The organism is Aureispira sp. CCB-E (genome assembly GCF_031326345.1).
Taxonomy (GTDB): Bacteria; Bacteroidota; Bacteroidia; order Chitinophagales; family Saprospiraceae; genus Aureispira.
In genome coordinates this window covers 3764140-3781240 of sequence record NZ_CP133671.1, presented here as the reverse complement: position 1 = coordinate 3781240, position 17101 = coordinate 3764140, and the positions used below count along the sequence as shown (strand labels likewise).

At 36.4% G+C, this 17101-nt stretch carries 13 protein-coding genes; 9 read left to right on the top strand and 4 right to left on the bottom strand.

Translation table 11 applies throughout. The features are described 5' to 3' along the window. Positions 1-81: 81 nt before the first annotated feature. Positions 82-1020, bottom strand: coding sequence for a transcription antitermination factor NusB (gene nusB / locus QP953_RS14705; RefSeq protein ID WP_052598853.1), 939 nt, complete (start codon positions 1018-1020; stop codon positions 82-84). 181 nt (positions 1021-1201) lie between these two features. Here nusB and QP953_RS14700 point away from each other — a divergent pair, with 181 nt between their 5' ends. The 7 genes from QP953_RS14700 to QP953_RS14670 all read left to right on the top strand — a co-directional run bounded on the left by QP953_RS14700 (position 1202) and on the right by QP953_RS14670 (position 9180). After that, positions 1202-1957, top strand: a complete 756-nt coding sequence (locus QP953_RS14700; RefSeq protein ID WP_309551535.1) for an acyl-ACP thioesterase domain-containing protein — start codon at positions 1202-1204, stop codon at positions 1955-1957. Positions 1958-2107: 150 nt separating this feature from the next. Beyond that, entirely contained in the window at positions 2108-4261 is a 2154-nt protein-coding gene (locus QP953_RS14695) for a tetratricopeptide repeat-containing sensor histidine kinase (RefSeq protein WP_309551533.1), read from the top strand. Position 4262: 1 nt separating this feature from the next. Then, complete coding sequence (locus QP953_RS14690) at positions 4263-4919, top strand: response regulator transcription factor (protein ID WP_052598856.1); 657 nt, start codon at positions 4263-4265, stop codon at positions 4917-4919. Positions 4920-5176: 257 nt separating this feature from the next. Beyond that, positions 5177-5374, top strand: a complete 198-nt coding sequence (locus QP953_RS14685; protein WP_052598857.1) for a hypothetical protein — start codon at positions 5177-5179, stop codon at positions 5372-5374. A gap of 2 nt (positions 5375-5376) precedes the next feature. Then, a complete protein-coding gene (locus QP953_RS14680) occupies positions 5377-7395 on the top strand; it encodes a hypothetical protein (RefSeq protein WP_309551532.1) in 2019 nt (672 codons plus the stop codon). Further along, on the top strand, positions 7337-8365 hold the full coding sequence (locus QP953_RS14675; RefSeq protein ID WP_309551530.1) for a hypothetical protein: 1029 nt from the start codon (positions 7337-7339) through the stop codon (positions 8363-8365). The genes QP953_RS14680 and QP953_RS14675 overlap by 59 nt, the downstream gene beginning before the upstream one ends. 62 nt (positions 8366-8427) lie before the next feature. Beyond that, entirely contained in the window at positions 8428-9180 is a 753-nt protein-coding gene (locus tag QP953_RS14670) for a hypothetical protein (RefSeq protein ID WP_052598860.1), read from the top strand. Between the two features lie 597 nt (positions 9181-9777). Here QP953_RS14670 and QP953_RS14665 read toward each other — a convergent pair. Both QP953_RS14665 and ybaK read right to left on the bottom strand, forming a co-directional pair. Continuing rightward, positions 9778-10356 (bottom strand): Crp/Fnr family transcriptional regulator, encoded by a 579-nt coding sequence (locus QP953_RS14665; protein ID WP_052598861.1) that lies wholly within the window; start codon positions 10354-10356, stop codon positions 9778-9780. 19 nt (positions 10357-10375) lie between these two features. Further along, the gene (gene ybaK, locus QP953_RS14660) at positions 10376-10843 is read right to left on the bottom strand and encodes a Cys-tRNA(Pro) deacylase (protein ID WP_052598862.1); all 468 of its coding nucleotides are present in this window, start codon (positions 10841-10843) and stop codon (positions 10376-10378) included. Between the two features lie 88 nt (positions 10844-10931). Here ybaK and QP953_RS14655 point away from each other — a divergent pair, with 88 nt between their 5' ends. Beyond that, positions 10932-11882 (top strand): hypothetical protein, encoded by a 951-nt coding sequence (locus QP953_RS14655; RefSeq protein ID WP_309551529.1) that lies wholly within the window; start codon positions 10932-10934, stop codon positions 11880-11882. Between the two features lie 50 nt (positions 11883-11932). Here QP953_RS14655 and QP953_RS14650 read toward each other — a convergent pair whose 3' ends face one another. Then, positions 11933-13033, bottom strand: a complete 1101-nt coding sequence (locus tag QP953_RS14650) for a pectin acetylesterase-family hydrolase (protein ID WP_052598864.1) — start codon at positions 13031-13033, stop codon at positions 11933-11935. 721 nt (positions 13034-13754) lie between these two features. Between QP953_RS14650 and QP953_RS14645 the strand changes: the two genes are divergently transcribed. Next, positions 13755-17057, top strand: a complete 3303-nt coding sequence (locus QP953_RS14645) for a glycosyl hydrolase (RefSeq protein ID WP_052598865.1) — start codon at positions 13755-13757, stop codon at positions 17055-17057. Positions 17058-17101: the final 44 nt, after the last annotated feature.

Sequence of the window (17101 nt, the reverse complement as noted above, 5' to 3'; positions counted from 1 at the left end):
CTATTAAATGTACTAAAAATTACTACATGAAAAAAGTAATTTAATCTAGCAGGTTACTACTTTTATTTAGTTTCTATTGAATCAATTTTCTTTGAGTCCTCTGCCCTCTTTGCTAATCAACCCCTTTTCCATCAAATCCTTCATCAAACGATCCAAGATACCATTAATAAAACGCTTACTTTTGTCCGTGCTATAATCCTTCGCTAAACTAACATATTCGTTAATCGTCACTTTGGTTGGAATTGATGGAAAATATAAGAACTCACAAATTCCTAATTTGAGCAACAACATATCCAACACAGCAACTCGGTCTTCGTTCCAGTTTTTTAGTTTATCAACGACTAAGTCGTGTAATTCATCGTTGTGACGAATAGCCTTGTACAACAACTCCTTTCCAAAGTCATGCACAAATTCCTCATTAGGCAATTGAGCAATATAAAACTCATCCTCTTCTGGTAAAGAACGTACAGAACGTTTGATAGCACCAAAGATCAAAGATTGATCGTCTTCTGAAGTTGGAGAAATATCTTCGAGGTGTTCCAAGAAGTGCTCATTCTCCAGCATAGATTTATATAAGTTCACCAAACAATACTGGTGTTCTCTAGCTGGCATAGGAGACATTTCTAGGTAGGAATTATAATATTCTGATTTCGCAAAGTTTTGATACAACTTGCGCACCAAGTCATCGTCAATGATGTTACTCAATTTTTCTTTTCTAATCCTAGCATGAAAATCTTCGTTCTCTCGAAGAGCTTCTAAAACAGGATTTTCATAAAGCCTAAGAGAAGCTTTTTTATCTTCTTCTGTAGGTACAAATTTTTTAGATTTTATGTCAAAATCTTTCTTTGAATAATTAGCAACCCTTATCAGGTAAAGCATATTCAACAAATACAAACGATAACTCTCTTGGACTGCTTTGAGATAATCTTTCTCTGCAATGGCAGTATTCGTATGTTCGCTTTGTAAATAAGCATATAATGTTTGCAATACCTTGATACGAATATTGTGACGACTAAGCATACTAAATTATAGATATAAGTATAGTAGTGAGATAAGAACTATTTACATTGAAGTGCAAATGTACAAAAAGTTTATAAATGCGTTGTCAATTTACTTTCTTTTTTAAGAAGAGTATTTAATTTTGTGTCCCATAATAAGACTTTATTTAAATCTATTATCCAAATTTACTCAAAATAACACCATGCCCGTTCCTAAAGAATTTATTTACGAAGGTGAATTTACCATTCGAACTAGTGAAATTGATCGCGCCAAAAAAGTCACAGCAACGGCTTTTATTGATTTAATGCAAGAAGCTGCCATGCAAAATGTTATTGAACTCAAAGTTTCTGTTTGGGACATGGCTGAGAAAAACATCTCTTGGGTTTTGATGCGCAAAAACCTTAAATTATACCGCTTACCTTCTCTTGGAGAAACCATCAAAATACAAACGTATCCTGCTGGTTTTGACAAATTATTTACTTATAGAGATTATAAAGTTTTTGATCAAAACAATACGTTGTTAGCTGAATCTTCTTCGACTTGGTTGTTAATGAATACCATTAGACGAAGTATAGCTAGAATTCCCGAAGAAATTCGTGTGAGAGGTGATTTTGACACCTCTAAATGCCTTCCTCATGCCAAAAACAAATTGCCTAAATTAACAAGAGTGGATCTACAAAAAACATTTATTGTCAACTGGCACGATATGGATTTTAACGAACATCTTAATAATGTACGTTATATGCAGTGGATGTTTGAGACCGTTGATTATTATTTAAAACATACAGGCAAATTAGAGGAACTGGATATTATTTACAAAGCAGAGTGTTATTGGAAAGATACAGTAGAGGTAAGTACACAAAAAGTAGATGAGACGGTCTATTTACATCGTTTGGTGCGCTTATCAGATGGGGAAGAAATTGCTTTGGCAAAAACGACATGGAGCCAAATCTTATAAATTTATATAAAAAAAATACAACTAGCTTACCCTTTTTTCGTCCTAAAAGCAAGTGTCCTCTTTTGGTATATAGAGTATCTTTTTTATATTAAGGGTTGCTAATCAATCGTTCCCAAAACTACAGTATTTTTTTTACTAAAAATAAGATGCATGCACCACCAATTAATTCTTGTGTTAATATTAGTAATGGCATTTCCCAAACTAATATTAACAAAATCCCCTTTGTCTCAGCTCACTTTGAGCAATTACCGAAACTACGTCTTATTCTTTGTGCTCTTATTTGTTTTTAGTGTTCCAAAATCTTTTGCTCAAGAAAAGGACAAACCAGAGGCTCAACACAATCATGTAGACAAAGCCTTAATCAACCGCCTTTCTCAAAAAATCGAACAGGCAGAAAACGACTCTATAAAAACGACCTACATCATGAAACTGGCATATGCCTACCTGTACCATGTTCCTGACTCTACCATCAATGTGGCTCGAAGAGGGTTAAATATTCTAGAAGGGGATACATCTTCGTGGGTACCTGCTATACAAGTACAGCTGATTGCGTTTGTAGGTCATGCTCATCGATTTGGAAGTAATTTTACAGCAGCAGTTAATGCTTTTCAAAAAATGCTAGCGTATAGCATTTCTTGGAATGATAGCAACCTGATTGTACAATCTTATTTTAACATAGCTGCTAGTTACGCAGAACAAGAGAAACACGATTCTGCGGTTATTTTTGATTTAAAAGCATTAGAAATACAAGAAGCAACTCATTCTAACCAGTTAGGAAAAAGCTATAATAGTGTTGGTTTGGATTATTTGAATGCCAAACTATTTGACCAAGCTTTGATCTATTTTAATAAAAGTATTGCCCTAAAAAAAAAGAACAAGCAAGATAATTTATTAGGAAATACATACTTTAACCTAGGAACTACCTATAGAGATCTCGCCAAACAAGATAGTGCCCTTTATTTCTATGAGTTGGCACTTAAAAATGCCAAGATATACAAAGATAGTATCTTCATTATGCAATCTTTAGAAGCCATAGGTATCATTCACTCTATCAATGGCGATTATGCCCGTGCAAAAGAATACCTATTACAGGCTATTTCTCTTTTTAATTTTTTAAAACTTCCCTATAACAGTCGAATTGTCAATAGTTATCAAGAGTTGGCAAGGGTTTATATTACAGAGTCTAATTTTGAAAAAGCTGAAAAGCTATTAAACAAAAGCAAACAAATACTTTATAACAATAAGGCTTCTATCAGCAATAGAATGAAGCAAAATTTAGAGCTTTGGCAGTTATTGGCTTGGTCAAAAAAAGATTTTGCCAATGCAAGAATTTATTCGCAAGAATATGCAGACCTAATAGATACACTGCACCAACGAAATATAGACCAAAAAGTATACAAACTTTTACTTACATACGAAGATCAACTAAAAGAGCAACGAATCAAGTCATTAGAGCAACAACAAGAAATTTCGAATTTAAAAAACGAACGACTCAACCAAAGTCTTTACTTCATGGTGATTATCATTATCGTTATGCTTCTTATTGTTGGATTTTTGTATCGTCTGAATAAATGGCGTTCAAAAGTCAATTTGGAATTGGAAACATTAAACAACACCAAAGACAAGTTATTTAGTATTATTGCTCATGACTTAAAAAATCCATTGTCTGCGTTTCGTTCTATTACTCAATCGCTATCCGAAGACATTTTTGACATCAGCCGAGACGATTTAGATTATTTTATCAAACAACTCAATACTTCTGCTAGCAATCTCTTCGATTTGCTTCAAAACTTATTGTATTGGTCTATTTCTCAAACAGGACGTCTAGAATTTCAGCCTCAGAAAATTACTTTAACTGAGACTACCGACGATGTTTTTAGCCTATTAGAAAGTAGCGCTAATATTAAGAACATTGGACTATCCAATACCATCTCCACAGAAACTGTTGCTTGGGCAGATCAAAAAATGACGCACACCATTTTAAGGAATTTAATAGCCAATGCCATTAAGTTTACCCCTAATGGAGGGAACATATCTGTTTCTTCCAACATCAATAATTCGATGTTGACTATTTCGGTGACTGATACAGGAAAAGGAATCCCACCCCATATTGCTCCAACACTATTTATGCTCAATTCTAGCAAAAACGAACGAAATGAAGTGGAAGGAAAAGGAACAGGCTTAGGACTTATACTATGCAAGGAATTAGTAGAGCAACAAGGCGGAAATATATGGTTAGAAGATACTTCTTCCTTAGGCAGCACCTTTAGTTTTACGCTTCCCACTCCATCCAAAAATATTTAAAATGAAAAGTCCCATTCATATTATCATTGTTGATGATCACCAAATTGTCATTGACGGTATTCGTGCCATGCTACTAACGAACAAAACCATCCGAGTAATTGGTACCGCCTTAGAAGCTCAAAAACTCTGGGAACTGTTGCGCCACAAACAACCTGATGTCTTGTTATTGGATATGAATTTGCCGCTTGTTAATGGCATTGAAATTACAAAAAAAATTATTGAAGAATACAACAATATACGAATATTGATGTTAACCGCCAATACAGATAAAAATACAATTTTAAAAGCTGTAAAAGTAGGTGTGCATGGTTTCTTGCCCAAAGAATGTCGGAAAGAAGAATTGTTGCTAGCTATCGAGCGTATTGCCAATGGAGAACATTATTTTGGAAAAGATATTGCTCCTATCGTGTATCAAAGTTTTGCCAATCAAGTCTCTGGAAAATCCAAACTTATCACTAATTCCAATTTAACAGAACGAGAAATTGAAGTCGTTCGAGGTTTTGCCAATGGGCAAAGCTATAAAGAGATAGGCATGGCTTTGTTTATAAGTCCTAGAACAGTCGAAACGCATAAAAAGAACATTTTCAAAAAACTCAATTTTCAGAATCAAGCCGACTTAATCAAATATGCTATCAAGGAAGGTATCATTGAGCTTTAGCCTATTCATTAAGCTGAGTAACGAATCCATATTCTAGTAAAAATACGATAGACTTTAAACCTTTCTGATATCCATCCGTAATTTTACGGACAAGAGAAATCCCGAAAAAGCGGGATTTCTCTTTTTTATTTTTTGATCGAAATTTGGTTTAAGGGAGTGAGTATTACACTAGACTTCTCCTAAACACAAAAATATTGATTGCCTCACCCAATTCAATACAAAGTATTCTCATTATCATCCTTAAAATTATTACACCAATGAAAGAATTGATTTTACTCCTCCGTAATGTAGGAGTCGAAAAGCTGCTTTTAACCAAAGCAATTCCGCTCAGTATTGCTCTATTATTAACCGAAACCTTCGTTAAGTTGGGCAGTTTCACTTTTGAATTTTTTGCTTTTGCTCTACTCTTTTGGGGATTGTCTACAATTGGTTCACTTTTCATCAAAACACCTTAATTATGAATACAATCATTATCAAAAGAATGCGGTGTTATGAAAATGAAGATGATCTTGGAGACGACGAAATCAAATTAAGAATAAAAGCGGATGGGCATCGAGGGGTTACCCTTCGAAATAGTGATTTTGACAATGGTCAAACTTGGTCGATCAATCGTTCTTATACCTTTGAGCACAAAATCACTCTAGAAGTATATGATGAAGATCCCTTAAGTAGCGATGACAAATTAGGCATGCACACCTTTGATGGTCGGGTTTCTATGTACGATGCAACCGCTTCCTTTACTAGAGACGAGTCTGACTACGAGCTCATTTTTGATTTAATTGTGGCAGAAGATGCCCCTCAACTATTTGAGCCCAAACTAGGACGTCTTAATATCCGTGACTTCTTTAGCCGCATGGGTAGAGGACTCTTAGATATTAAACAACACCGTACTAGAATTTTAGAACCAAGCATTTATCAAATCGGAAATGAAGTGATTAGCCTAAGGGAAACGTTTAATCGCCATGCCTCGCAAGATGGTGCTAAAAACAACACGGCTTCGGTTAGAGAATGGGTACAGACACATTGCAATTTTTTTAGTAAAAAGACCTACCATTCCAATAAACCACGTTCGAGTCAAAGAAGAACGTTTTTTCATGGAGACAATTGGCACAAGGTCTCCAATGAATTGAGCCATCAAATAGCAGGTTTTCAAGAATATAGTCGTGTTACAGCTACCGACAACCCAACTAGTCACGAAACACGCGACTGGAATTGGGACTTGTTTCCTGATCCTCAGTTTATGTATCTGCTGGGTGAAGGTATGAAAACAAAAGGGCAAGGCAACGAAATGGTTCCTTTTATACACAACGAATCAGAAACGGGATCTTTTCCTGTTCAATGGCGACCTTTTTGGGGAGAATATATTACCTTTTGGGGGCGGCATGTTTGGGATACAGGACACGCTCCTGTTCGCACAGAAATTCATCCCATGCACACCATGATCCGAGAACATACTACAGCTAGTCATATTGGTGACAATGGTGCTATTGTTCCTGTCAATCAAGCTTACATTGGAATGGGTCTATCTGGCGGCTTTCCTAATGGCACCAAAACAAGATGGAAACACGAATTTGGTGGCATTCCTAAAGGAGTTACAGGCGACTCGAAAGATTGTTGGGCTACCAATCTAAAAAAACATCCCCTCAAGTTTAAATTTTATCCTCCTGTCAAACGCCCTAGCCCCACAGCTTCTTTAGTTTTTAATATAAAGTTTTGTCAACATATTACTGTTAAGGATGGGGAGCAGCTGGACGATTTTTTAAGCTTAACGCAATACGACAACCCTTCTAAAGGCGGCAAACACAAAGGATTTAGAGATTGGCATAGTATAACGGGCTTTACTCCTATTGATACTCCTATAAACTTTCAGCCAAAGGCCACTTTAATCCATGGTCCTGATGGTGCACCTGCTTACTTTGAGGTAGAGGCTAACCTATCTGGCATGACTGATATTCCTGTTGGCTATTATGCTATATTAGAATGCGGTTGGAGTGAATTAGGTTTCCATTTACTACAGGAGTATGAAGTTACTTTTGAAGAAATGAAAGTCAATATCAAAGGCAGTACGTTTGGCAATGAATGGCATTTATATTATGGTGTTAATGGCATGTGGTCTGCTTGGTGGAATGGCAATATTCGTGCAGGCAAAACATTTAAGAAAAATACAACACACCGAGTTTGGGTCTTAGATAGAATGCCGCTTGTCATTAGGGATTGTGGAGTTGAATGGTATGGCACCGACTGGGGCAATGAAGCAATTGATAATATTAACGTTGTTATGAAAGGACCGAAACATCTAGATGCACTCAACGAAGATTATATCATAGGCGATCCTCGACACTTTAGTTTAATTAGAAGCGATAATCGTTCTACCAGATTAAAAATAAGAGGGCAAGGTCGTAACCGCTTCACCTCACATGAATGGATTATTAACATTGAACGGACACAAAAACATGGCTACCTTGAATCACTCTAACATACAATCTGCCATCTTAGGGAATTCCAAATTTATGGTTGGCGACAATCCTCATTACTGGAATCCTATCGAATCGGCAATATCTCTACTAGTCACTATTTCTGGTGGTCATCAAGAGGTTTACGGCTATTACTCTGCTACAGATAATTATCTAAAGGTTCACCCTGATATTTTTAGGCAAATTTTGAAAAATACAGCTTATCAGATTTTCAAACATCAAGAAAAAAACATTGTTGATTTAATCAAAGAACATCGTTTTATAAAAAATAAAATCACAGCAGGTCCTTTCGAGAATTTGGAGAATGAACACCAGACAATTCATGCCTTGAGTCTTTTGTTAACGGATATTTCTTTTTATCAAGAATTACGTCGCAAAGGATATATGGATTGGGATGATGGAACGTATGAAGCTGCAATTATTATAGGCTATGGTTGGAGAAAAATACTCCCGATAAAAGTTAAGTTGACTCAATCTAGTGCAGACGTTCACTTTGAAACACGACAATTGATACGAGATGCTTTAAAGAGCTATCCTAAAAATACTTATTTGCAATTTGTAGCGCAGCGATATAGTTTGTCTTGGTATACGAAGAACAACATACAATTACAACAAAGTTTGGGCTATTTTCAAACTTTAGCTAACTCTAGGAAGCGGTCAGAATTAGCTGTGACTATGAAGACACTGGGACAATCGTCTTTGGTTGATATAGGGCTTAGGTATCAAAAACCTGCTTTGATTCATTCTTCTCTCAAAAAACTAGAACGAAGATTTTCATCAACGCAAAAAAATCAAAATATGATTCTTTTTGCAAAAGCTTGGGCTAGTGTTTATGACAATAAAAAAACACAGGCTAAAACGCTTGCTTTAAAAATTGCTGCCAGTCACAATTCTTTCTTAAAACACCAAGCAGTACATATCCTAAAGACACTTGGTGAAACTCGAAAAGCTGCTAGTATTTTACAACAATAGTCAACCGACCAACTCCAATACTACTTACCAACCTAACCTTCAAATTAAAAAATTAAATTATTATGAATAGCGATATAAAATTAGATAACTCAACAATAGAAATCCTTGGCGACAATACCAAAGTGACAGGCTTACAGTTGGAAATCAACAATGAGAACAACCAATTTAAGAATAAAACAACAAATAAAATCTTTGTAGAAATTAATCCCAAACAAAGAAGCATGAATATTAAAAACGTCTTGGGAAAAGACACTATAATATTTAATGGAGATAATGCCTCCTTGGTTTTGGGAGATGCAGAGGGTAAAAATGATGGTGATTTATATATTAAAAATAGCGCAGGAAAGACAACCATCCATTTAGATGGGCAATATGGCAACCTAACACTTGGCACTAATGGCAAGGATGGTAACCTTTATCTTAGAAATCACGCAGGAAAAATAACGTCTAAGCTCGATGGTGATACCGCAACGCTTAGCTTAGGGCGGCAAAGAAGCCCTGGTAAACTTCTTCTTAAAAGTAATACTGGAGAAGATTTTGTACAACTAGATGGCTTATTAGGTCAAATAAATTTGGGTGCTCAAGGTAGCGAGACAATTCGAATGAATGGGCTTTCAGGAGCTCTTATTTTGGGCAATAAGGAGCAAGATGGAGAACTTATTATCAAAAATCGCCAAAACAAAACAACAATTTCTATTGACGGCAATAATGGCGACCTCAAATTTTTGACAGCAAATGGCACCGTAGCTGTTTTAGCAGAACTCAAAGCATTAAGAGCAGAAATCGAACGTTTAAAGGCTCAAATCGAGCCCTAAGAATGTTGAAAAATAAAAAACTAGCACCACACCAGTGCTAGTTTTTGTTTTTACATCCCGAAATTAATATAATTAGAATTTATTACCCCTAACAAACTCTATAAGTAATTCTCAGTATTATAGGGACTTTAATACTTGATTTAACTTTTGGTTATCTGCTAGTTATAGTACTTTATGAGCCAATCATATTATTTAAACAAACCTAATAAATCGTTTATTCTCACTTTAAAAAAAGAACCAAGAACATATTGCACCGCACTTGCAACATATCCTTGGTTTTTCCTTTTAACTTTCTTCACAATTCAAAGATGCAACAAATTTACCCCACAAAAAAAGACTTTTTACAGCAATTATCTGATTTATAAAACCACAAATTATCTAAAAATATACTCCTAAAGCCTTACAAGGAGATTTTTCCCTGAAAAAAGATCCGATAATTTAGATTTATTCAAATATGAAAATCTTTATTTTTTTTTGCAAAAATATGTACGTGCTCCATCAGTAGTACTGTGTGAGTTCAATAAATCATTAATTACTGTAGTTAGGAATTATCTTGTTAAGGTTTGCTTTTCTTTTTAAGAATCTAGACATCCGTCATCAATGCTTTTTACTCATTCTAGAACGTAACCGAGACAGAGAGACAGGAGTAATGCCTAAGAAGGAAGCCAAGTGTTTTTGCTGAACACGCTGCATTAAGCTAGGTTCTTCTCTAATCAACCACAAATACCGCTCTTCGGGACTACAGATTAGAAAAGTTTCTAATCGTTGAAGTACTTTTACAAGAAAATCTTGAATAAATTGATTGCGCATTTGATCTATTCTAGGATTAACAGTGGCCAACCGCTCTATATCTCGATAGTCAAAAACTAACATGGTTGTAGGTTCCAAAAACTCTACAATTTGGCGACTCGGTTCCTCATAAAAAATAAGCTCATGGGTAGAAGCAATTTCTCCTTCTTTTGCAAAAATAACAGATACTTCTTCTCCTGAACTTTTAATGCTATACCCTCTTATCAGTCCTGTTTCTATGATACCAACCTTTTTGCGAGTGGCTCCAAGTTTGATAAACTGTTCTCCTGTTTGATAGCTTTTCATGACAGAAATGGCTTCAATTTCAGCAATATCATCTGCTTTTAAAAAGGGAAAATGACTAAAAAACTCTGTTATTTTGCTCATTTATACATTCAAAAGTCAATTAAACAATTTCGACCCATTCTGCTTGAGCCAAATTATACAAATCTTTGGGTACAAGTCCAACCAAGAGACCTCTAGTTCCTGCATTAATATACAACTTTTCTAAGTCTTTTGCTTCTTCTGAAATATAAACTGAATATTGTTTTTTCATGCCAATAGGTGAGCAACCGCCCCGAACATAACCAGTATGCTTTTGCAAATCTTTAACCGCCAGCATTGCTACCTTTTTATTTTGGCTTACAGCCGCCATCTTTTTTAAAGACAAAGAAGCATCGCCAGCTACTAAGGCAACAAAAACGCCTGTCTTGTCTCCTTTCAATACTAGAGTCTTATAAATATGCGTCAAGGTTAAGCCGTTATCTTCAGCTATTTTTTGTACGTTCAAATTCTCACTATCATAAGTATACTCTATTGTATCAAAAGTTACTTTTTTCTGCTGTAACAACCGTATTGCATTGGTCTTTTTCATTCTTATTTTGTATTTTTAATATCTAGCACAACCATTTATCAACTTGATGCATCTATTTTAATAGATTTCTACTTACAAAATAATGAATATGCTACAAAGGTTCCTTCTCTTTTACTTTATTTTAATTTTTGCTAGTACAAACACCTTTGCACAAGACGGAACGTGTGTATCGGGCAATTGTCAAAATGGCTACGGTCGATTTGAATGGCACAGCGGGGAAGAGTATATTGGGAATTTTAGCAATGGCAAAATGAATGGTTATGGTGTTTTTTATTGGCAAAACAAGCGCAAATTTATTGGGGGTTGGAAAAAAGGAAAAATGGATGGAGAAGGCATTCTTTTTTATGAAAATGGTCAAATAAAAAAAGGCATTTGGAAAGCCAATACTTTTGTTCGTTTGTTGCGCAACGACTTTTCTCTTTCTAGAGAAAATATTCAGCATGGTGAGCATGAATTGTTGCAAATGTTGGTTGATCGACCTGCTCTTGCTGATATTGTCCAAAAAGATGATCTTATTTGGCAATGGGTTCTTTATAAACTAGCTGGCGAAGATGTTCAATCTCCTATTTACTGGCAAGCAAACTCAAACAAAAACTTTCCTATTCCAACTGGTGTCAATGCTGTGCATGCTTATCCTACTCCCAAATCAGAAGGACGTGTTTGGGTGGCAGATGATATTACATCAGAGGAAATGTGGGCTGGTATTGTCTATGAATTGCACAACATCAAAAATGGTCCTGAGTTTCAAAAAATTGAACGAGATGCCAAATACTTTGCTTGTAGCAGAAAAGATTATATCATGCGCTATGCTCGTTTGGAATATAAAGCAGCCCAAGAAACAGCTATTTTTTATCGTACCATCTGGCTCCCCTATTGTCAAAGCAAAGGGATCAAACCGCAACCTCAACTTTGGTTTTATTACCTCCCTGATACCTTTGAAAAATGGGCGAAAGGCTTCAATGATCCCAGTAGTTATCCTTGGCACCCTTACTCAGGTTATTACGATCAAATTGTAAAAGACGTTGTCAAAAACTACTAACATAATCTTTCGATTTGCCTAATTGACATCTGCTTAAGATTTATCGACCACTACTCATAAACATGCGTTGCTGTTCGATTTCGCAAAGCATTAATCCACTGACCATACTGCACCCCATTCACTTCTTTTTGCATGGTTCCTGGCAATAAATTAAAGGTATGGCTCGCATCATTAACATAAAATGTCTTCCAATTGGTATGCCGTGAAAAGACAGAGTCTCTCAAATAAATTAAAGCATTTTTATAATCTATAGCAGGCAAAGGTGCAGGAACAACTGTAGACTCGGCACAATTATTAACACCATAACCATAAAATTCTCGAATAACGATATCCTCCAACGCAGATATTAACCCAAACTGAACATTGGGATGTTTGTTGCTTAGATATTCATAGATGGATTTCATAGAAGTGCTGTATTGCCCAGAAGTATAATCTGCAAAATCATCAGGGATATGGGTATGAAAAATTCCTTGCCACAAATCATCCAAGCAGTCGGGTTGAACGTTTTGATCCATTAAAACAGGACCAGAATCGTCTAAAACAGTTGCTGTAGCATTCGGAAAAGCTTCTATCACTTGATTGGCATTGATTAATGTTCCATATCCACCAGCACTAGACCCTGTCAAAAATACTTCATCCAAACGAGTTCCAAAATACGTTTTTAAAGCCTCCAAAGCCAAAGTAATGTTATTATGTCCAACCATTTTTTGATCTTGGTGTACAATATTAACATATGAATTATAACTTGTTCCACTGTGTACATCTCCCGTACAATAAGGAATATAGATATAGTTCCAGTCTTTAAATGGGTTGTAAGAACTCCCTTTGTCAAAAATTCCAAACTGCAATCCTACTGTTTGCCAACTGTCAAAAGAGATTTGACCAAAAGCACTTGGATTCGCAACACAAGTAACCGCATTAAAACAGCCGCCGCCTCCCTCTAAATAAATAATGACCTTATTGGAATTATTCTTTAGACGTACTCCAATCCCTGTATTGCTATTGTCACGACAAATCATTCCTGGAATGGGGATAAAATGCCAAGTTTCTTTTTCTGCGGCTTCTTCAAATTCTTCTTGCAATGTTTTTTCTTTCTCGCAACTAAGGGCAGTTAAAAATACTAAAGTGATTACAAATAGGTAGCGTAGCATTGGTATCATTTTGTGGTTCGATGTATTAATTTAGTAGTTCGTTAATTAGCTCCCTGCGGTCGTGAGATCGCTATCGCTTAGTTGTTTACTTTTTCACCAAAAAGATAAAAAATAACATTTATATTAGTTTGATAATCAAAGTTTTAACACAAAGCACAACAAAGGTGTAACTTGTTAATTATCAACTGCGCAGCACTCACGAAGTAAACTAATAAAGTTTACTTCGTGAGCGCTGCGCTTTTAGTTAGCTTCGCTGCTACTGCGTGGTTTCAACGAACTATTGTTAATTTAAAAACATTTTTTTAGGTATCTAGCGAGCAGCTTACTAAAAGCCATTACAAAACAACACTATAGGAATATTAAACTAAACCTTCTTATTTTTATTTTTTTTGGGAAGGGAAATTGTAAATAATTACTTGTGTCCGTGTTTATTCTAAGGCTCATTCCATCTACTTAAACGTCAGACCTTTATTTATATTGTACAAATCTCAAATAGGACTTCAATGAGTTTAAACGTAGGCAACCTATCCATCCTACAACTATCGTTTTGCATTGGTATAAATTTCAAAATTGCTCATCGAAAAAAAACTGTGATTCAACAAAAAATATCTTTAAAATGAAAATATCTTCATATTTTGAGTAAGAATTCGGGAAACCCTCACCTTAGGTCCCCATGTCATGGCTCAACATTTCGTTTTAATTCAATTATAACATACACCTAATGAAAAAACTATTTTTATTCCTTGCCCTATGGGCAATGCCAACGCTATTTTTTGCACAAAAAGGCAAAAAGTCTAAAAAGGAAGACAAGGAACAAACAGAGAAAAAAGACAAGGGACCTAATTTTAATGCCTTAAAATTCAGGTCGATTGGTCCAGCTTTTACATCTGGTCGAATCATCGACATTGCCGTTAATCCTAAAAAACATGCGGAGTATTATGTCGCTGTAGCTTCTGGAAATGTCTGGAAAACAACCAACGCAGGCACTACTTATGAGCCTATTTTTGAAAACTATGGCTCTTATTCTATCGGCTGTATTACCTTAGCCCCTAGCAACGAAAATATTGTTTGGGTTGGAACAGGAGAAAACAACAACCAACGTTCTGTGGCTTATGGAGATGGGGTTTATAAATCGGAAGATGGGGGGAAGTCTTGGAAAAATATGGGGCTTCAAAAAAGTGAGCATATTGGAATGATTCAAGTGCACCCACAAAATCCAAATATTGTTTATGTTGCTGCCTATGGACCTCTTTGGAGTGCAGGTGGAGAACGAGGTTTGTACAAAACAGAAGATGGAGGAAATACTTGGAAAGCTATTCTAGAAATTGACGAACATACTGGAATTAGTGAGGTGCACCTTGACCCAAGAGATCCGAATGTTTTGTATGCCGTTTCTCACCAACGCCGCCGTCATGTATTCACTTATTTGGGGGGTGGTCCTGGCTCTGGTATTCACAAATCAGAAGATGGAGGAAAGTCTTGGAAAAAATTAACCAGTGGTTTGCCTTCTGGTGATTTTCTAGGTAGAATTGGCTTAGCTATATCGCCTGCTAACCCAGATTATATTTATGCAATTGTTGAAGCTTCTAAGGGCAAGGGAGGTACGTATCGCTCGACAGATAGAGGTGCTAGCTGGACAAAAAGAGGAGGGTATAGCACTTCTGGTAATTATTATCAAGAAATCTATTGTGACTTAGAAAATGTAGACAAGGTCTATTCTATGAATACTTGGTTTCATCATTCATTAGATGGTGGAAAAACATTTAAAAGAACAGGAGAAAAACACAAACACGTTGACAACCACTGTATGTGGCAAGACCCGACCAATCTAGATCACTGGATTGTAGGTTGTGATGGAGGTATCTACGAAACTTGGAACCATGCCCAAGATTGGCAATTTAAAGCCAACCTTCCTGTCACACAATTTTATAAGGTGGCAGTAGATAATGCGACTCCTTTTTACAATATTTATGGCGGGACACAAGACAACAATTCCATGGGTGGTCCAAGCCGTACAACCAACTCAGCGGGAATTGTCAACGCAGATTGGTACATTACTAATGGTGGCGATGGTTTTGAATCCCAAATTGACCCTACCAATCCTGATATTGTTTATGCACAGGCACAATATGGTTGGTTGGTGCGTTACGACAAAAAGAGTGGCGAGCGTGTGGGAATCAAACCTAGACCAGGCGAGGGTGAACTAGCGTATCGTTGGAACTGGGACGCTCCTTTGTTGATTAGCCCACACAACCCTAAACGCTTGTATTTTGCTGCCAACAAAGTATTTATGAGTGAAACCCGTGGCGACGATTGGACCGTTATTTCTGATGATCTAACGCAAAAAATAGATAGAAACGCATTAAAAGTTATGGGGCGTGTTTGGTCGGCAGAGGCTGTTATGAAAAATAAGAGTACTTCTATTTATGGTAATATAGTTGCTTTGGACGAGTCGCCTTTGCAGGAAAATTTACTATACGTAGGCACAGATGATGGATTAATACAAGTTTCTGAAGATGCTAAAACATGGCGAAAAATTGACAAAGTAGGCGCAGTTCCTACCAATACTTATGTCAATGCATTGGTTGCTTCCCAGCATGACAAGCATACGGTTTATGCTATTTTTAATAATCATAAAAATGGCGATTTCAAACCCTATATTTACAAGAGTATTGATAAAGGCGCAACATGGACGGCTGTGCATGGGGATTTGCCCAAACGTGGTAGTGTATACGACATTGCCGAAGATCATGTTGATAAAAATCTTTTGTTTGCAGGAACGGAATTTGGTGTTTTTTATAGTAAAAACGGCGGCAAGAATTGGCATCAGCTAAAAGGAGGTTTGCCTACTATTGCCATTAGAGATATTGAAATTCAAAAACGGGAGAATGATTTGGTTTTGGCATCTTTTGGTCGTGGCTTCTATGTCTTGGACGATTATACTCCTTTACGCAATTACAAAGATGAGGACAAAAATAAGTTGGCTACTTTATATCCCATTAAAGATGCTTGGATTTTTATTGAAAGAGCTCCCTTGGGCTTGACGGGCATCGCCTCTCAAGGAGAATCCTACTATGCTGCTAAAAACCCACCTGTTGGTGCTGTGTTTTCGTACTATTTCTCGGATACGACGCTAATGACGTTAAAAGAATCTCGCTACAAATATGAGGCGCAGTTGACAAAGGACAAAAAAGATATTCGTTACCCAACTTTAGAAGAATTTCATGCCGAGGATTGGGAACAAAAACCATTTGCTATTATGACAATTACCAATAAAGCGGGTGAGGTGGTTCGTAGAATCAAAACAACACCCCACGAAGGTATGAATCGTTTGGTTTGGGACTTCCGCTATGAGTCTTTGGTTCCTGTTCAATTAAAAGAATCAAAACCTGGTCGTTATAGCTCTGCTCCTAGTGGTGCCTTGGCGGCTCCTGGCGAATATTTTGCTCAACTGTCTAAAATTCAAGCAGGGAAAGTAACCGTTTTGACAGAAAAAGTTCCTTTTACCATTAAATCACTCAACAACGCTACGCTAAGTGCCCAAGACAAGGCGGCATTAACTGCTTTTGAGGTAAAATTAACTAAAATGCGTCGAGCAGGGCGCGCTGCTAGTTCTGTTTATAACACAATGGTCAATCGCATTGATCACTTACAAAAAGGTATCTTAGAAACGCCTAATGCTGACTTAAAATTATTAGAACAAGCAGAAAGCATCCGCATTCGACTAAAAGAAATGGGTGTTGAATTATACGGTGATGGTAGTTTAAGTGGTCGAGATATTGAAGCAGAACCAAGTTTGTTGGAGCGCATGGAAAGTCCTATTTGGAATATGTGGGGAGCTACTTCCGCTCCTTCTCAAACTGCTCAAAAGAATTATACCTTGGTTGGTAAAATGTTTGAAAAGTTTTTGGTTGATTTAAATAATCTGCGAGGAGATATTAACAAATTGGAAGAGCAATTGAATGACTTGGGTGGTCCTTATACGCCTGGTAGGATTCAAATTCCTGACTGGAAAATGGAGTAGATTAAACAAACTCCCTTAATCAATAGGGCAATTGGAAGAATTCA